Origin of the sequence: Collinsella aerofaciens, assembly GCF_002736145.1 — a bacterium.
Lineage (GTDB): Bacteria > Actinomycetota > Coriobacteriia > Coriobacteriales > Coriobacteriaceae > Collinsella > Collinsella aerofaciens_A.
This window is the reverse complement of record NZ_CP024160.1, coordinates 369,060-384,389: the sequence shown is the minus strand read 5'-3', so window position 1 is coordinate 384,389 and position 15,330 is coordinate 369,060. Positions and strand designations below refer to the sequence as shown.

Genomic DNA, 15,330 nt, shown 5'->3' with positions numbered 1-15,330 from the left:
CACGCCTTATGGCGGCGACCGACGAATGAGCGCCAAATCGGCCAGCTGACGTCGTCGCAGCGTCAACAAGAAAGCTGAGTGGGCCTATAAGCCGGGTTCTGTCGTGAACGGTCATTTATCTTGTCTGCACGTTACCGTGCAGCTCCACGCACGCTACCCGAACGCGGACCGGGCCGGCCCATAGCGTTCCTATTCGCGCTTGCTCCGGATGGGGCTTGCCAAGCCGCCGTGTTGCCACGACGCTGGTGGTCTCTTACACCACCGTTTCAGCTTTTCCCTTTACGCCTTGCGGCGCAGGTGGGAGTCTTCTTTTCTGCGGCGCTTTCCGTCGGATCACTCCGCCCGGCCGTTAGCCGGCATCCCGCCCTCTGGAGCCCGGACTTTCCTCACGCGTGCTGCAAGCAGCACATCGCGCGACCGTCTGGCCCACTCAGCAGTGCAAGAGTGTAACACACCGTTGCCGCAGGCAACGGCACAACACAAGCGCTCGCACGATAAACCAAGAACCACCCATGCGCTACAATAGTTCCGTCGATGGGCAACGTCGTCAGTCGAGACACGACCGCGCTCCGCACCCCTCCGTCTACTCGGTGCGTTCCCGCCTCCTCCCCGAGGCGGGATGTCGGCATTTATTCATGCACCGACAACTCAATAGCCTGTGAACAGCCCGGCAGCATTGCGCACGAGCAGCATCGCGTACCTCAGCAGCAAATGCAAAAAGGGACCCGTCCATTGCGGACGGATCCCTTAAAACAAGTGATCGTCAAACCGATTTACTCGGCGTCGGTCTCCTCGTCCTTCTTCTCGGAAGGCAGCGGGGTGACCTCGATCTCGACGCCCAGAGTCTCAGCAGCGGACTTCATGGACAGGGAGATACGACGACGGTCGAGGTCGATCTCCATGACCTTGACCTGAACCTTGTCGCCCACGTGGGTGACCTGAGAAGGCTGGTCGACGTGCTTGTTGGCCATCTCGGAGATGTGCACCAGGCCCTCGATGCCCTCGCCCAGGTCGACGAAAGCGCCAAACGGGACAAGCTTGGTCACAGTGCCCTCGACGATAGCGCCGACGGGGTACTTCTTGACCAGTGCGCGCCACGGATCCTCGGTGGTCTGCTTGAGACCCAGGGAGATGCGCTCGCGGTTGAGATCGACGTCGAGAACCTCGACCTCGACCTCCTGGCCGACCTTGACAACCTCGGAAGGATGGTTGACGTGGTTCCAGGAGAGCTCGGAGATGTGGATGAGGCCGTCGATACCGCCGAGGTCGACGAAGGCGCCGAAGTCGACGATGGAGGAAACGGTGCCCTGGAGACGCATGCCAGACTTGAGCTTAGACAGGATCTCAGAGCGCTCGGCCTTACGGGACTCCTCGAGCACGACGCGACGGGAGAGGACAACGTTGTTGCGGTTGCGGTCCATCTCGATGACGCGGGCCTCGATGCGGGTGCCCATGTAAGAGGTGAGGTCCTTAACACGACGGAGGTCGACGAGGGAAGCGGGCAGGAAGCCACGCAGGCCGATGTCGAGGATCAGGCCGCCCTTGACAACCTCGATAACCTCGCCCTCGACGTTCTCGCCGGAGTTGAACTTCTCCTCGATGCGATTCCAAGCACGCTCGTACTCGGCACGCTTCTTGGACAGGACCAGACGACCGTCCTTGTCCTCCTTCTGGAGAACCAGGGCCTCGATGGGATCACCGAGTGCAACGATGTCTGCAGGGTTAGCGTCCTTGCGGATGGACAGCTCGCGGACCGGGATAACGCCCTCGGACTTGAATCCGATGTCAACGAGCACCTCGTCATGCTCGATCTTAACGACAGTGCCGTTAACGAGATCGCCCTCATCAAAGTCGGTAATCGTACCGTCGATGAGGTTGTTCATCTCCTCCTCGTTGACATCGTCAAGAGAGAAAATGGACGAGTTCTGAATCTCACTCAAAGGTGGACCCCTTTCGAACTACGGGGCCCCGATTGCTAGGACCTACAGAAGGGTGCGACAAGCACACAACGTTTAGGAACACTCGGGAGCCGACAGATACTAATGTGACGCTTATGCAATCACGTTCGTATAGATTACGGGGAAATTACTTCGATTTCAAGCGCGAACTGCGATTTTTTACTCGTATGGAGACTTTTTCGCAATCTTGTGGACGACCGTCTCCGTAAGTTGACGATAGGCCGTTAGGCATACGGCTTTGGGGTAAAGTATCCGGAACCAACGATTCTGGAACGTTATTTCGAGAAAGGTGCCCGCGTGCTCAAAGCAGTCGTTTTCGATATGGACGAGACGCTTCTTAGCATCAACCTCAACGCGTTCATCCTTCGCTATTTTAAGGATGTCTCGTCGATGCTCGCGGATATCGGGCGCCGCAGCCGCGGTGGCACGATGGCACGCCTCGGCACCATCCTGGTCGACCTCAACGCCAACCGCCGAAGCGGCACGGACAACCGCACCAATCTTGAGTTTTACCGCACCGAGGTCGAGCGCAGGTGCGGCATCTGCCTCTCCGATCCTATCATCTACGAGGCATTTACCTACTACGACCGCGAAGTTCTTCCATACAAGAATGATGACGTCATCAACGCCCACGCCATGCCGGGCGCACACGCCGCGCTTCAGGCCGTACAGGACGCTGGGCTGCGCTGCGCGCTCTTCACCAACCCCAGCTTTCCGCAGGGGGCCATCGAGTGCCGCATGGGTTGGGGCGACCTGGCCGACGCCCCCTTTGAGCTCGTCACGCACATGGGAAACACCACCCGCTGCAAGCCCGATGCCACCTACTATCTAGAGCAGCTTCAGGTGATGGGGCTCGAGCCGCACGAGGTCCTTATGGTGGGCAACGACCCCAAGCGTGACTTCCCCAGCCCCGCCTGCGGCATTCAGACTGCCTATGTTGGTCAGGGAAAACCCGGCCGAGCCACCTGGCGCGGAACCATGGAAGACTTCGCCCGCGACTTCAACGCCGTAGTAGAAGCCTTCTACGAACACCAAGTAGCCGACGAACTGTCTTAACAAACTCGAGTCTTGCCGATCATGATGTTGAGGATCTCGACGTCGGTGTCCTTCATGCCCACGCGGCCCACGTAGCCCATGCTAGCAATCGTCTGCTCGACGGTATCCTGGATCAAACCCTCGCCGGCACGGAAGCCACGCCCCTGCATGGCCATGTCATGTCCCAGAATCGCAGCATCAACGGCAGCCGAAATCTTGGCGGCACAGCTCGCCTTGGCGCCATCGCACACGATGCCGCCAACGTTACCGAGCGTGTTCGAAACCGTCGCGCCAATCTGCTCGCGCGTGCCACCGCACAGCCAGGTAATCGCAGCGCCGGCGCCGCACGCGGCGCAGATAGCACCGCAAAACGCCGAGAGCGCACCAATATAGCTCTTGATATGCACGGCGATAAGATCGGACAGCATCACGGCGCGCACCAGGCGCTCGTGGTCGCAGCGCAGGTATTCGGCATACTCCATGACGGGCAAGGCGCAGGTAATGCCCTGATTGCCCGAGCCGCACACAATGGCGACCGGCAGCGCGCAGCCGTTCATGCGGGCGTCGGACCCGGCGGCCGCACGGGCACGGGCACGGCAGGCGACGTCATCGGCACGAGCGCCCAGCAGCGTACGGCCCACCTCGGCGCCCCAAGCGTGCGCGAGGCCCTCGGCACTGATCGCGCCGTTCAGCTCAATCTGACGCTCAACGGCAGCGCGGGCGCCCTCAATGTCGCCGTCCTCGATAAAGTCGATGATGGACTCAATCGACATGGGCGTGTCAGCCTTATCCGCCGCCCGCTCGGCCACCACGCGCTCGGCGCAGGCGGCACACTCCCCCGCCGACTTGCCGCACACCGGAATACCGTCGAGCGTATGGCACGTGACATTGGTGTGGTGATCGGTAATCTCGACGACCGCGGTATGGCCCCCGGCCGTGGCGGTCACCTTGATGTAGAGGTTGGGCACACCCTCGACAAGCGACACATCGCAGTAACCGGCATCGGCGAGGAGCTCGATCACGCGAGCACGATCTTCGTCGTTAACGCTCTCGAGCACCTCGAGCGCGCTCTTGGCGTCACCGCCCACGGCGCCCAGCACGGCCGCAGCTTCAATACCGTGCATACCGCCCGAGTTGGGCACGGTCACGCTCTTAACGTTCTTGATGATGTTGCCCGAGCAGGCAACGTCCATATGATCGGGTTCGCAACCGAGCGTCTGGCTCGCCAACGCCGCTGCATAGGCAACGGCAATAGGCTCGGTGCAGCCGAGCGCACAGACAAGCTCGCGGTTCAAAACATCGCAAAACGCGGCATCACGAAGGGAATCGGTAGGCATAGGTATCTCCTGCTTGCATAACGGGCTGGGCTCTCGAAAATAATTAGCCCTTTTATTTGATAACAATGCATCAAAAACCGCAACTATGGTTCCGGCGGACGGCGCTCAAGCACAAACTGGCGGTATTCATTCATGAAAAGCAGGTCTTATTGCCTGCTAAAGCGTTTGACCAAAAAACGCCCGAGCGTTTACACAAAAGTCGCGCTATCATGCAGTCGAACGCGGTAAACACCTTTAGCATTTGCGCCGCATAGACCAGAGAGGAACCATCCATGAAGATCGGTATCGGTAACGACCACGCCGCCGTCGAGCTCAAGAACATCATTTCCGAGCACCTGAAGGAGCGCGGCTGCGAGGTTGTGAACTTTGGCACCGACACCTCCGAGAGCTTCGACTACCCCATCGCCGGCTACAAGGTGGGTAAGGCCGTTGCCAACGGCGACGTCGACCTGGGTATCCTGATCTGTGGCACCGGCGTCGGGATTAGCCTGGCCGCCAACAAGGTCGAGGGCGTACGCGCCGTCGTATGCTCCGAGCCCTTCAGCGCCAAGCTCTCCCGCATGCACAACAACACCAACGTGCTCGCCTTTGGTGCCCGCGTCGTGGGCTCCGAGCTCGCCAAGATGATCGTCGACGAGTGGCTCGACGCCGAATTTGAGGGCGGCCGTCACGAGCGTCGCGTTAACCTCCTCAACGAGATCGACCACACGCGCGGCCTCAAGGTTGTCGACGAGGCCTAAACCACTTAGCGCCACAAGCTAACAGCAGGGGCCCGCTCGGAACACATGTCCGAGCGGGCCCCTTCATAGATTTTGGAATAAAAGGGCGGCGCGGATGGAGTTCCGCGGCGCCCAAGCCACACGCTAACAGCTTTAAGGAGTCAAAGCTGGTTTAGCCAAAGAAACGCTTGATCTCGATCTCGGCGTTCTCCAGGCAGTCGGAGCCATGAATCACGTTGGCGTTGACATCGACGGCAAAGTCGCCGCGAATGGTGCCAGGAGCGGCATCAAGCGGGTTGGTGGCGCCCATAAGGGTGCGCATCTTGGAGACGGCGGAAAGACCGGAAACAACCATCTTGACGACCGGACCGCTCGTCATAAAGTCGCACAGACCGCCAAAGAAGGGTTTGTCGGCCAGATGGGCGTAGTGCTCCTCGACGGTGGCGCGCTCAAGCGTGGTCATCTCCATGCGCTCGATGACAAGGCCGCTGCGCTCGATACGAGCAACGATCTCGCCGATCTTGCGGTCGCGCACAGCGTCGGGCTTAATCATGATGAAGGTCTTCTCGATAGCCATAAGGTAGCCTTTCAAGTAGGTTCGCGCGTGCCCAAGTCCCATTCCGGCACCCGCCTGGACTGCATCGTAACAGAGTTCTAGCTGCAGTTAAACAAAAAGCCGTTTATTGAAGCGTTATTATTAATTGAAGCGCTCCATATGTGTCACTTCTGTTCCGAAGCCCGACTAGAGTACCATCCGCCCCACTTCCAACTGCAACGAACAGAACGGACGGTCGATTGCCGCCCGTGAACGCACCCCCTTCACAACCTGCGCAAATGTCCTACAAAAGTTCTCGACAAGCTCCTTCCTTCCCTATAACAAAACGGGCGCCCACCGTAGCGAGCACCCGTAAAGGCAAGATATGATGAACGCACCAGACAGACGCATCCTATAAGCTAATTGGCTCCGTGGCCCATCTCGACGACCTTGGTCAACGAGCCAAACACACCTTCGTCGGCAAAAAGTTGTGCCTCGGCACGCTGCAGCTGCACGGCAACGGCGGCAGGGGCGGTACCGCCCTCGGTCGTGCGCGCGGCGACAATCGACGGGATGTCGAGCGCCTCGGTAATATCGCGCTCAAAGAGCGGGCTTGCCTCCCGGAAGACCTCAAACGGCAGGTCCTCAAGATTGCAGCCGCGCTTCTCACACATCAGGACCAGATGGCCCACCACGGCATGCGCCTCACGGAACGGCAGGCCACGCTTGGCCAGGTAATCGGCAACATCGGTAGCGGCAAGGTGCCCCACGCCGCACTCGCGCGCCATGGCATCCTCGTTGACGGTCCAAGTCGAAATCATACCGGCCATAACCGACAGGCACTGCATGAGCGTGTGGGCGGTATCGAGCGCGCCCTCCTTGTCCTCCTGCAAGTCCTTGTTATAGGCCAGCGGCAGGCCCTTCATGGTCACAAGCAGCTGCACCAGGTTGCCATAGACTCGGCCGCTCTTGCCGCGGATAAGCTCGGCAAAGTCGGGATTCTTCTTCTGCGGCATGATGGACGAGCCGGTGGAGTACGAGTCGGAAAGCGTGATGAAGCCAAATTCGGAGCTCGACCACAGCACGATCTCCTCGGAAAGACGCGACAGGTGCATGGCCATGACGGAGCCGGCGTAATGCAGATCGAGCAGGAAATCACGGTCGGAAACCGCATCGAGCGAGTTGGGAATCACACCCGCAAAGCCAAGCTCGGCAGCCGTCATCTGACGATCGAGTGGATAGCTCGTACCGGCAAGCGCGGCAGCACCCAGCGGGCAGTTGTCGGCGGCATCAAAGGCGGCCTTCAGGCGTGTAAAGTCGCGCGCGAACATCCAGGAATACGCCAGCAGATGATGTGACAGCAGCACGGGCTGAGCATGCTGCATGTGCGTGTAGCCCGGCAGAATCACCTTGTCGTACTTCTTGGCCGCATCCACCAGCACATGGCGCAACTCAAGATTGGCCTCCATGAGCTCCTTGGCCAACGCCTTGACGCCCAGGCGCGTATCGGTCGCCACCTGGTCGTTGCGTGAACGCCCGGTATGCAAGCGCTTACCGGCCTCGCCGATACGGCGCGTCAGCTCGCTCTCGATGGACATATGAATGTCCTCATCGTTGATATCGAAGGTGAAGTTGCCGGCATCGATATCCTGTTCGATTCCGGTCAGGCCCTCGGCAATCGCCTGCTCGTCCTCGGCGCTGATGATGCCCTGGGCCGCCAGCATCTTGGCATGCGCCTTAGAACCGGCGATATCCTGCTTATAGAGATGTTTGTCGACCGGCAGCGACGCGCCAAACTCCTGCGTGACCTCGGCCACTCCCGCCTCAAAACGACCGCCCCAAAGAGCCATGGAACCGTCCCCTTTCTCCAAATACCAAAACAAGCGCCCAAAGCAATGCGCCATGTCGCTAAAGCGATTTTTCAACCGCTAGTTTTACACATTCCCCACTGTGCGCGGGGCCATGTAGCTAATTTGCAAAGAAGTGACGCACCAGGCACTTGGCGCCCAACGTCTCCCTCCGGATGTTGCCTTGCGAACCATCGATCCAGGCCTTCAGGCTCATAGGGACGTCCTCGACCTTCGCAGCATCGAGCTCGGGCGCGAGGGAAAGTAAAGCATGCGCGATAGCATTGAACATAATGGATACTCCTCATATATATGGGCGCAGAGCCGCCAAATTGATAGAAGGAGCCCCGCCGGACAACCCCGGCGGGGCTCGGACTCAGCCGCAGTCGCGGCATCATATATGCGGGCGGAACGTAGGGGCCACCGATGTTAAGAAGTGTCAGCAAGCATAACGAAAGGTAGGGACCCCGTGCGCCCGTTATGTATCACGCGGATGGGCCGCGCGGATACCAAGGGAAGGAGGCGCTAGGCCTGGGCGGCAGCGGAGCTGGGACCCTGGACCTTTGCCCACGTCTTGAGCGACAGCGTATCGATCTCGATAAAGCCGGCGCTGGCCTTCTCGTCAAACGTGGTGTCGCGGTCGTAGGTAGCCAGACCGTAGTCGTAGAGGCTGAAGGGGCTCTTGCGGCCGACGACATGGCAGTTGCCCTTAAAGAACTTCAGACGGACGGTACCGGTCACGAACTTCTGGGTGTCGGCCATAAAGGCATCGAGCGCGTTCTTGAGCGGGCTGTACCACTGGCCGTTGTACACGGCGGTGGCCCAATCCTGCTCGAGCTTGATCTTGGTCTTGAGCAGGTCGCCCTCGACGCAGATGTCCTCGAGCGCCTTGTGGGCGGTGATGAGCGTCAGGGCGCCGGGAACCTCGTAGCACTCGCGGCTCTTGAGGCCCACCAGACGATCCTCGACCAGATCGAGACGGCCAAAGCCGTTGTCGCCGGAGATCTTGTTGAGTGCGATGACGATCTCGGAGAGCTTCATCTTCTTGCCGTCGACGGCGACGGGCTTGCCGGCCTCAAACTCAATCTCGGTATACGTCGGGGTGTCGGGCGTGTCCTCGGGGTTCTTGGTCATAACCCAAGCGTCGTCGAGCGGCTCGTTCCAAGGATCCTCCAGGTGACCGCACTCGATGGCACGACCCCACAGGTTGTCGTCGATGGAGTAGGGGTTGTCGTTGGCACCCTCGGGAACCGGCACGTTGTGAGCATGGGCGTAGGCGACCTCGTCGGGACGACACTTCAGGTCCCACTCGCGAACCGGGGCGATAACCTTGAGCTCGGGGTCGAGGGCCTTGACGGCGGCCTCAAAACGGACCTGGTCGTTACCCTTGCCGGTGCAGCCGTGGGCGACGTAGGTCGCGCCAAACTCGTGGGCGACCTCGACAAGCTTCTTGGCGAGCAGCGGACGGGAAAGAGCGGAGAGCAGCGGATACTTGTTCTCGTACATGGAGTTTGCGGCGATGGCCTTGGTCAGGAACTCATCGGAGAACTCGTCGCGCAGATCGAGCACCTGGCAATCCAGAACGCCCAGGTCGAGGGCCTTCTGCTTCTTGGCGTCCAGGCCGGTCTCCTCCTGGCCCACATTGCCGCAGACACAAACGACATCGAGATTCTTCTCGTCCTGGAGCCACTTGACACATACAGATGTATCAAGACCACCGGAATATGCGAGAACGACTTTTTCCTTGCTCATGGCTGTTTCCTTTCGCCCTTGGTAGCTAGTTAGAACATCGGTCAGTTGCAAGTCATTTCGAGGTCAAAAACCGTGCAATATCAGGTTAAATAGCAAAAAGCAGCACAACATGCCCTAGAAACATGCGTCTATGTCGTGCTAAAACCCAACGACCTCAAAATGACTCTGTTGGGGCATTTCACCCCATACGAACAGAGACGATTATTATCGTCGTCGGGAAATTGCGCGCTGGCGTCGGATGGCATTGTCTGCAGTAGTGATGATCTTTACGAACTGCATCTGCCTCTCCTTTCACCTATCGCCGGGCGCAATTCATATATCGTAAACGGTACCTTTTCCTCGGTAAGCGGTTGTTTTTCCGTCTCCGTTTTCGATGTTCGCTATATTACGCTAAAGTGCCAGCAGCACAAGCGACAAATTCAAATTTCTGAAAAGTTTTTTCATTACTTTGTGAATTGCAGTGCAAATACGCTCCGTTCCTGCGACAATACGCTCGGTTACTGGTTGATGGTTATAACGTCTGAAACAATTTCGAAACGAAAGGCGCGCTTTTATGCAAACTTACGAATCGGACACCAATATCGGCAGCATTAAGATTCTCGCCGTTGATATGGACAAGACGCTTCTCACCGACGAGCGTGTACTACCCCAGGGCCTCGACGAGCGCCTGGACAAGCTCGCCGAGGCTGGCATCGTGTTCTGCCCCGCCAGCGGACGCCCTGCCCCCAAGCTCGAGGAGATGTTCGAGGGTATTAAGAACCGCCTTGCTTTTTGTCCCGACAACGGAGCCTGCGTCATCTATCGCGGCAGCTATATCTATAAGAGCAACATCGATATGGCGCTGTATCAGCAGGTGCTCGCTCGTGCCTCGGAGGACCCGCGCGCCGTTCCCGTCCTGTGCTGCTACGACGAGTTCTATGTGCTCGCCCGCGACCATCAGTACCACGACGAGATCAGCGTGTACTACAACACGATCAACTATGTCGACACCTTTGAGGGCCTTGATATCGAGTCCAATAAGATCTCGGTCTTTTTCCCTGCCTACGATGCCGAGCCCGCATTCCGCGAGACCTATAGCCCCGCGTTCTCGGATCAGCTCTACGTCACCAATGCGGGCCGCGAGTGGATCGACTTTATGAACCTGGGCGTCGACAAGGGTTCGGGCGTGGCGCATTTGTGCGAGCACCTGGGCATCGATATCGCCGACGCTGCCGCCGTGGGCGACACCTACAACGATATTCCCATGCTGGAGCGCGTCGGGCATAGCTTTATCGTGGATAATGCCGAGGAGCACATGAACGCGCACGCCAAGTGGCGCATTCCGAGCAACAACGACGGGGGCGTACTGACGCTCATCGACGCCATCTTGGCGGCTCGGTAGCCGTCCCATCGGGCCTGGCCGGGCGGCACGGGATAACTTTTCGCTCGGTCAGGTCCTGCGCAAGACGAAAGCCACATTAAGTGGCTTTCTTTGCGTGCGGAATCTACGAAAAGTTAACCCGTGCCGCCCGGCCAGGCCCTAGGTTTACTTTCCTGCCGCCAAGATGGCGTCTTGAGTGTCTAGATACTTAGCTGAAATGATTTGAGCAGAGGGGAGCTCCTTGTTGGAAGGGGCTCCCCTCTGTTTTGGTTACTGTGGGACAAATTAATCAGTAGTGTTTGTCCCAAATCTTAAGTATGTGGGGGCTTGCGTCTTGGGCGAGCTTGCCTTACGGAGTGCTTCCCTATTTCGCATCGGCCCAGGTTATGCCGGTGCTGGCTTCGGCGATCAACGGTACGCGGAGGTCTACTACATGTTCCATGACGTCGCGGACCATGGCGGTGAGGCGCTCGACTTCGTCGACGGGACACTCAAAGTCCAGTTCGTCGTGTACTTGCAGGATCATGTGGGCGGCAAAGCCCTCTTCTTCCAGACGGCGGCTTACGCGGGCCATGGCGATCTTGATGATGTCGGCGGCGGTGCCCTGCATGGGGTGGTTCATGGCCGTGCGCTCACCAAAGCCGCGGAGCTGTGGGTTTTTGGCCTTGAGCTCGGGAATATGGCGTCTGCGGCCATACATGGTCTCGGCATAGCCCGTCTGCTTGGCTCGCGCCACCACATTGTCGAGGAACGTGCGCACGCCCGGGTAGGCCTCGTAGTAGCGATCGATCATGTCGCGTGCCTCAGCCATCGAGATATGCAGCGACTGCGACAGGCCGTAGGCCTGCTGACCATACACGATGCCAAAGTTCACGGCCTTGGCGCGACTGCGCAAGTCGGGCGTTACCTCGGACACCGGCACGCCAAACACGCGCGCGGCCGTCTCGGCATGAAAGTCCTCACCCTCGTTAAAGGCGCGCACCAGGTGCTCGTCTCCCGAAAGATGCGCCAGCAAACGCAACTCAATCTGCGAGTAGTCCACCGCCAAAAAGACGCTTCCCTCGCCCGCCGAGAACGCCGTCTTGACGGTACGCCCCAGCTCCGAGCGCGTCGGAATGTTTTGCAGATTGGGGTCGCTCGAAGACAGACGCCCCGTCGCGGTGATGGTCTGGTTGTACGTGGTGTGCACACGCCCGTCACCACGGCGCAGCGGACCTAGCGTGTCCAGATAGGTCGACTTAATCTTGGACTTCTCACGCCAGTCCAAAATCAGGCGCACGATCTCGTGGTCGCGGGCAAGGTCGCTCAGCACCTTGGCGTTGGTCGAATAGTAGCCGCGCTTGGTCTTTTTGAGGCCCTTGGTCGGAAGCCCCATAACATCAAACAGCACGTGCGAGAGCTGCATGGGGCTGCCGATGTTAAAGGTCTCGTCGCCTGCCAGGTCACGAATGCTGCGCTCGACCTCGGTGATCTGGGTCGCCAGACCCTCGGACAGGCTGCGCAGCCGATCGGGATCCACGAGCATGCCCGCGCGCTCCATCTTGGCAAGTACCGGAACGAGCGGCATCTCGATGCCATCGAACACGTTGGCGGCATTCTCGCGGGCCATGCACTCGCGCAGCGGTGCGACCAGCGCCAGTGTCAGGGCCGCAGTACGGGCGGCTGGCACCGGAGCGTTCTCACCAGCACCCTCTGCGCCGCGCGCCGCAGGCAACGCCATCTGCAAATACGTATCGGCAAGATATGCCTCATCGAACTCGGAACGATCGGAATCCAGCAGATAGGCAGCCACCACGGTATCGAAGATGCGCGTGGAATCGACTGACAACGGGTCCATGAGCTCGGGCTCAGAAGAATCGATGGGCGAAAGCTCGTGCAGCAGCGCCTTCATATCCGGGCTCGCCACACGGCCCTCCATAAACAGGCGCGCAAGTACGCCGGCGATCACGCCGTGGACGAAGTTGAAGCCCTCGACAGCGGCAGGCGTGCCGCCATCGGCCTCCTCGAGCGCGAACAGGCCCTTGGACGTCGCCAACCACAGTGTGCGCGTCAGTCCAAAGAGCGCGCCCTCTTCCTTGTCGTCGTCCACCACGGCGGCGACCCACTCGCCCGCCTCGATCGCACGGGCAACCTCGGACGCCACGGCAGCAAGCGCCTCGGCATCGCCGGCAGCGGTGCGCTCAATCGTAGGCATCTCAAACGTGCTAGCAGCGGCAGCAGCGCCACCCTCGTCACCGATCAGTGCCAAGAAACGGTTCTGCATGGCAGTGATACCAAGCGTACCCAGTGCTGCGGACACCTCATCGGCAGAAAACGCCGGGAAGGACGTCGCCTCAAAATCGAGCTCAACGGGCGCATCGGTGCGGATGGTCGCCACCTTACGACTCAGCAGCGCGTCGTCGATGTGCGCGCGCAGGTTCTCGCCCATCTTGCCCTTGACCTCGTCGGCATGCGCGATGACTTCGTCCAGGCTGCCGTACTGCGCGATGAGCGCGCTTGCTTTTTTGGGGCCGATACCCGGTACGCCGGGAATGTTGTCCGACGTGTCGCCCTTCAGACCATAAAAGTCGGGCACGAGCGCCGGCGTGATGCCGTGATACAGATCGTCCACGCTCTCGGGCGTCATGATCGCCACGTCGGACAGGCCCTTGCGGGTCGAGACCACGTTGACGTGCTCGGTCACGAGCTGATACATGTCGCGGTCGCCGGTCACCAGCAGCATGTCGCAGCCGGCCTCCTCACCCAGGCGCGCCATGGTTCCCAGGATATCGTCGCCTTCCCAGCCCTCAGACTGCAGAATCGGCACATTGAGCGCACCGAGCAGCTCCTTGATCATCGGAAACTGCGCGTGCAAATCGGGGTCCATGGGCGGGCGCTGCGCCTTATACTGCGGCAGCATCTCCATGCGCACGCGCGGCTTGCCTTTATCAAACGCCACGACCACACCGTCGGGGTTAAAGGCATCGATCATCTTGAGGAACATGTTCAGAAAACCAAAGATCGCGTTGGTGGGGCGACCGTCCGGCGCGTTCATGGTCGGCGGCACGGCGTGGAAGGCACGGTGCATGAGCGAGTTGCCGTCGATAACGGCAAAGGTGCGGCGCTTGTCAGACATATTGAATACCTCGCTTTGGGCTGGGCACGGTTTGCTCACTCCAGTTTACACGCTCCCCGCCCCGCGGCCACCGCACATCAGGCTTCCCTGCCGCCGCGGGCCCGCGCGTGATACGATGGCTCACGGTACATCAACCAGCACGATCGATCCGAAAGGAGCCTGCGTCATGGAGCGTCCCTGCGCATGGAAAAAGTACACGCCACAGCAAATCGAGGAGCTCGAGGAGCTTTGCCGCGGCTATAAGCAGTTTTTGAGCGAGAACAAGACCGAGCGCCTGTGCGTCAAGACCGGCATCAAGATGGCCGAGGAGGCGGGATACGTCGACCTGGAGACCGTGATTGCCGAGGGCCGCGAGCTCAAGGCAGGCGACAAGGTGTACGCCGCCAACCACGGCAAGGACCTTATGCTCGTCAACCTTGGCACCGCCCCGCTCGAGCAGGGCTTTAACATCCTGGGCGCCCACGTGGACTCGCCGCGCCTGGACCTTAAGCAGAATCCCGCCTTCGAGGCCGGCGACATGGCCTACCTCGACACGCACTACTACGGCGGCGTCAAGAGCTACCACTGGGTGGCCTCCCCGCTCGCACTTGTGGGCGTCATCTGCAAAAAGGACGGCACCACCGTCGACATCAACATCGGCGACAAGACGGACGACCCGGTCTTTACCATCTCCGACCTGCTGATCCACCTCTCGAGCGAGCAGATGTCCAAGCCCGCCAAGGACGCCGTCGACGCCGAAATCCTCGACGTGATCGTGGGCGGCCGTCCCGTCAAGTTCGATGAGGACGACAAGGACGCTCCCAAGGAGCCCGTCAAGCAGATGTTCCTGGATATCCTCAAGGAGCAGTACGACGTCGAGGAGGAGGACTTCCTCTCCGCCGAGATCGAGGTCGTGCCCGCCGGTCCCGCCCGTGACATGGGCCTCGACCGCTCCATGATTCTGGGCTATGGCCACGACGACCGCGTCTGCGCCTACCCCTCCATGCTCGCCCAGATCGACGTCGCCAACGTGGAGCGCACGAGCATCACGCTCATCGTCGACAAGGAGGAAATCGGTTCCGTGGGCGCCACCGGCATGACGAGCCGCTTCTTCGAGAACACCGTCGCCGAGATCATGACGCTCGCCGGCGAGGACAGCCCGCTGGCCCTGCGCCGCGCACTCGCCCGCAGCCGCATGCTCTCCTCCGACGTGTCCGCCGGCTTCGACCCGGGCTACGCCGGCAAGTTCGAGACCAAGAACTCAGCCTTCATGGGTCGCGGCCTGTGCTTTAACAAGTACACGGGCAGCCGCGGCAAGGGCGGCTCCAACGACGCCGACGCCGAGTACGTGGCCCTCATCCGCGACATCATGGACGAGGCCGGCGTGGACTTCCAGACCTGTGAGCTCGGTCGCGTCAACGCGGGCGGCGGCGGCACCATCGCCTACATCATGGCCAAGTACGGCATGAACGTCATCGATTCCGGTGTTGCCGTCCTGTCCATGCACGCCCTGTGGGAGGTCGCCAACAAGGCCGATATCTACGAGGCCTACCGTGGCTACAAGGCCTTCCTCGAGCGCGCCTAACCAACCCTTCATCAGTTGCGGTGAAATACGGACTAAACTGGCCCATAACCGGCCAAAAGGGGGTGCGGACAGAAAGTTGGACCGTGAAGCGGTCCGGACTGGAGGTTC

At 60.0% G+C, this 15,330-nt stretch carries 11 protein-coding genes and 1 other RNA gene; 4 read left to right on the top strand and 8 right to left on the bottom strand.

What is annotated here, in order from left to right:
- Positions 1 to 71: 71 nt before the first annotated feature.
- Both rnpB and rpsA read right to left on the bottom strand, forming a co-directional pair.
- Positions 72 to 433: RNase P RNA component class A (gene rnpB / locus CSV91_RS01730), an RNA gene on the bottom strand.
- A 340-nt stretch (positions 434 to 773) separates the two neighbouring features.
- Positions 774 to 1,940, bottom strand: a complete 1,167-nt coding sequence (gene rpsA / locus CSV91_RS01725; RefSeq protein ID WP_022095232.1) for a 30S ribosomal protein S1 — start codon at positions 1,938 to 1,940, stop codon at positions 774 to 776.
- A gap of 315 nt (positions 1,941 to 2,255) precedes the next feature.
- Between rpsA and CSV91_RS01720 the strand changes: the two genes are divergently transcribed.
- Positions 2,256 to 3,014, top strand: coding sequence for an HAD family hydrolase (locus tag CSV91_RS01720; RefSeq protein WP_099431553.1), 759 nt, complete (start codon positions 2,256 to 2,258; stop codon positions 3,012 to 3,014).
- On the opposite strand, the gene CSV91_RS01715 is transcribed toward CSV91_RS01720, so the two are convergent.
- Positions 3,011 to 4,330 carry an L-cysteine desulfidase family protein gene (locus tag CSV91_RS01715; RefSeq protein WP_099431552.1) on the bottom strand — a complete coding sequence of 440 codons (1,320 nt, stop codon included), beginning with the start codon at positions 4,328 to 4,330 and terminating at the stop codon, positions 3,011 to 3,013. The two genes, CSV91_RS01720 and CSV91_RS01715, sit on opposite strands and share 4 nt — an antisense overlap.
- 272 nt (positions 4,331 to 4,602) lie before the next feature.
- Between CSV91_RS01715 and rpiB the strand changes: the two genes are divergently transcribed.
- Positions 4,603 to 5,070: a ribose 5-phosphate isomerase B gene (rpiB, locus tag CSV91_RS01710; RefSeq protein ID WP_006234151.1), complete on the top strand. Its 468-nt coding sequence runs from the start codon at positions 4,603 to 4,605 to the stop codon at positions 5,068 to 5,070.
- Between the two features lie 151 nt (positions 5,071 to 5,221).
- Here rpiB and ndk read toward each other — a convergent pair whose 3' ends face one another.
- The 4 genes from ndk to CSV91_RS01695 form a co-directional block, all read right to left on the bottom strand.
- A complete protein-coding gene (gene ndk, locus CSV91_RS01705; protein WP_055251725.1) occupies positions 5,222 to 5,626 on the bottom strand; it encodes a nucleoside-diphosphate kinase in 405 nt (134 codons plus the stop codon).
- Between the two features lie 377 nt (positions 5,627 to 6,003).
- Positions 6,004 to 7,434, bottom strand: coding sequence for an argininosuccinate lyase (gene argH / locus CSV91_RS01700; protein ID WP_099431551.1), 1,431 nt, complete (start codon positions 7,432 to 7,434; stop codon positions 6,004 to 6,006).
- 118 nt (positions 7,435 to 7,552) lie between these two features.
- The gene (locus CSV91_RS09995) at positions 7,553 to 7,723 is read right to left on the bottom strand and encodes a hypothetical protein (RefSeq protein WP_157757970.1); all 171 of its coding nucleotides are present in this window, start codon (positions 7,721 to 7,723) and stop codon (positions 7,553 to 7,555) included.
- Positions 7,724 to 7,956: 233 nt separating this feature from the next.
- Complete coding sequence (locus CSV91_RS01695; RefSeq protein ID WP_035138001.1) at positions 7,957 to 9,183, bottom strand: argininosuccinate synthase; 1,227 nt, start codon at positions 9,181 to 9,183, stop codon at positions 7,957 to 7,959.
- Between the two features lie 553 nt (positions 9,184 to 9,736).
- On the opposite strand from CSV91_RS01695, the gene CSV91_RS01690 reads away from it, so the two are divergent.
- The gene (locus CSV91_RS01690; RefSeq protein ID WP_099431550.1) at positions 9,737 to 10,564 is read left to right on the top strand and encodes a Cof-type HAD-IIB family hydrolase; all 828 of its coding nucleotides are present in this window, start codon (positions 9,737 to 9,739) and stop codon (positions 10,562 to 10,564) included.
- Positions 10,565 to 10,907: 343 nt separating this feature from the next.
- Here the strand turns inward: CSV91_RS01690 and polA are convergent, their stop codons facing one another.
- The gene (gene polA / locus CSV91_RS01685; RefSeq protein WP_099431549.1) at positions 10,908 to 13,658 is read right to left on the bottom strand and encodes a DNA polymerase I; all 2,751 of its coding nucleotides are present in this window, start codon (positions 13,656 to 13,658) and stop codon (positions 10,908 to 10,910) included.
- A 166-nt stretch (positions 13,659 to 13,824) separates the two neighbouring features.
- Here polA and CSV91_RS01680 point away from each other — a divergent pair, with 166 nt between their 5' ends.
- Complete coding sequence (locus CSV91_RS01680) at positions 13,825 to 15,222, top strand: aminopeptidase (protein WP_099431548.1); 1,398 nt, start codon at positions 13,825 to 13,827, stop codon at positions 15,220 to 15,222.
- Positions 15,223 to 15,330 lie beyond the last annotated feature (108 nt).

Bases quoted from the DNA above. Each gene is read 5' to 3' on its own strand.
- CSV91_RS01680 (WP_099431548.1), top strand. From the start codon at position 13,825: ATGGAGCGTCCCTGCGCATGGAAAAAGTACACGCCACAGCAAATCGAG.
- ndk (WP_055251725.1), bottom strand. From the start codon at position 5,626: ATGGCTATCGAGAAGACCTTCATCATGATTAAGCCCGACGCTGTGCGC.
- argH (WP_099431551.1), bottom strand. From the start codon at position 7,434: ATGGCTCTTTGGGGCGGTCGTTTTGAGGCGGGAGTGGCCGAGGTCACG.
- CSV91_RS01690 (WP_099431550.1), top strand. From the start codon at position 9,737: ATGCAAACTTACGAATCGGACACCAATATCGGCAGCATTAAGATTCTC.
- CSV91_RS01715 (WP_099431552.1), bottom strand. From the start codon at position 4,330: ATGCCTACCGATTCCCTTCGTGATGCCGCGTTTTGCGATGTTTTGAAC.
- CSV91_RS01695 (WP_035138001.1), bottom strand. From the start codon at position 9,183: ATGAGCAAGGAAAAAGTCGTTCTCGCATATTCCGGTGGTCTTGATACA.
- rpiB (WP_006234151.1), top strand. From the start codon at position 4,603: ATGAAGATCGGTATCGGTAACGACCACGCCGCCGTCGAGCTCAAGAAC.
- CSV91_RS09995 (WP_157757970.1), bottom strand. From the start codon at position 7,723: ATGTTCAATGCTATCGCGCATGCTTTACTTTCCCTCGCGCCCGAGCTC.
- polA (WP_099431549.1), bottom strand. From the start codon at position 13,658: ATGTCTGACAAGCGCCGCACCTTTGCCGTTATCGACGGCAACTCGCTC.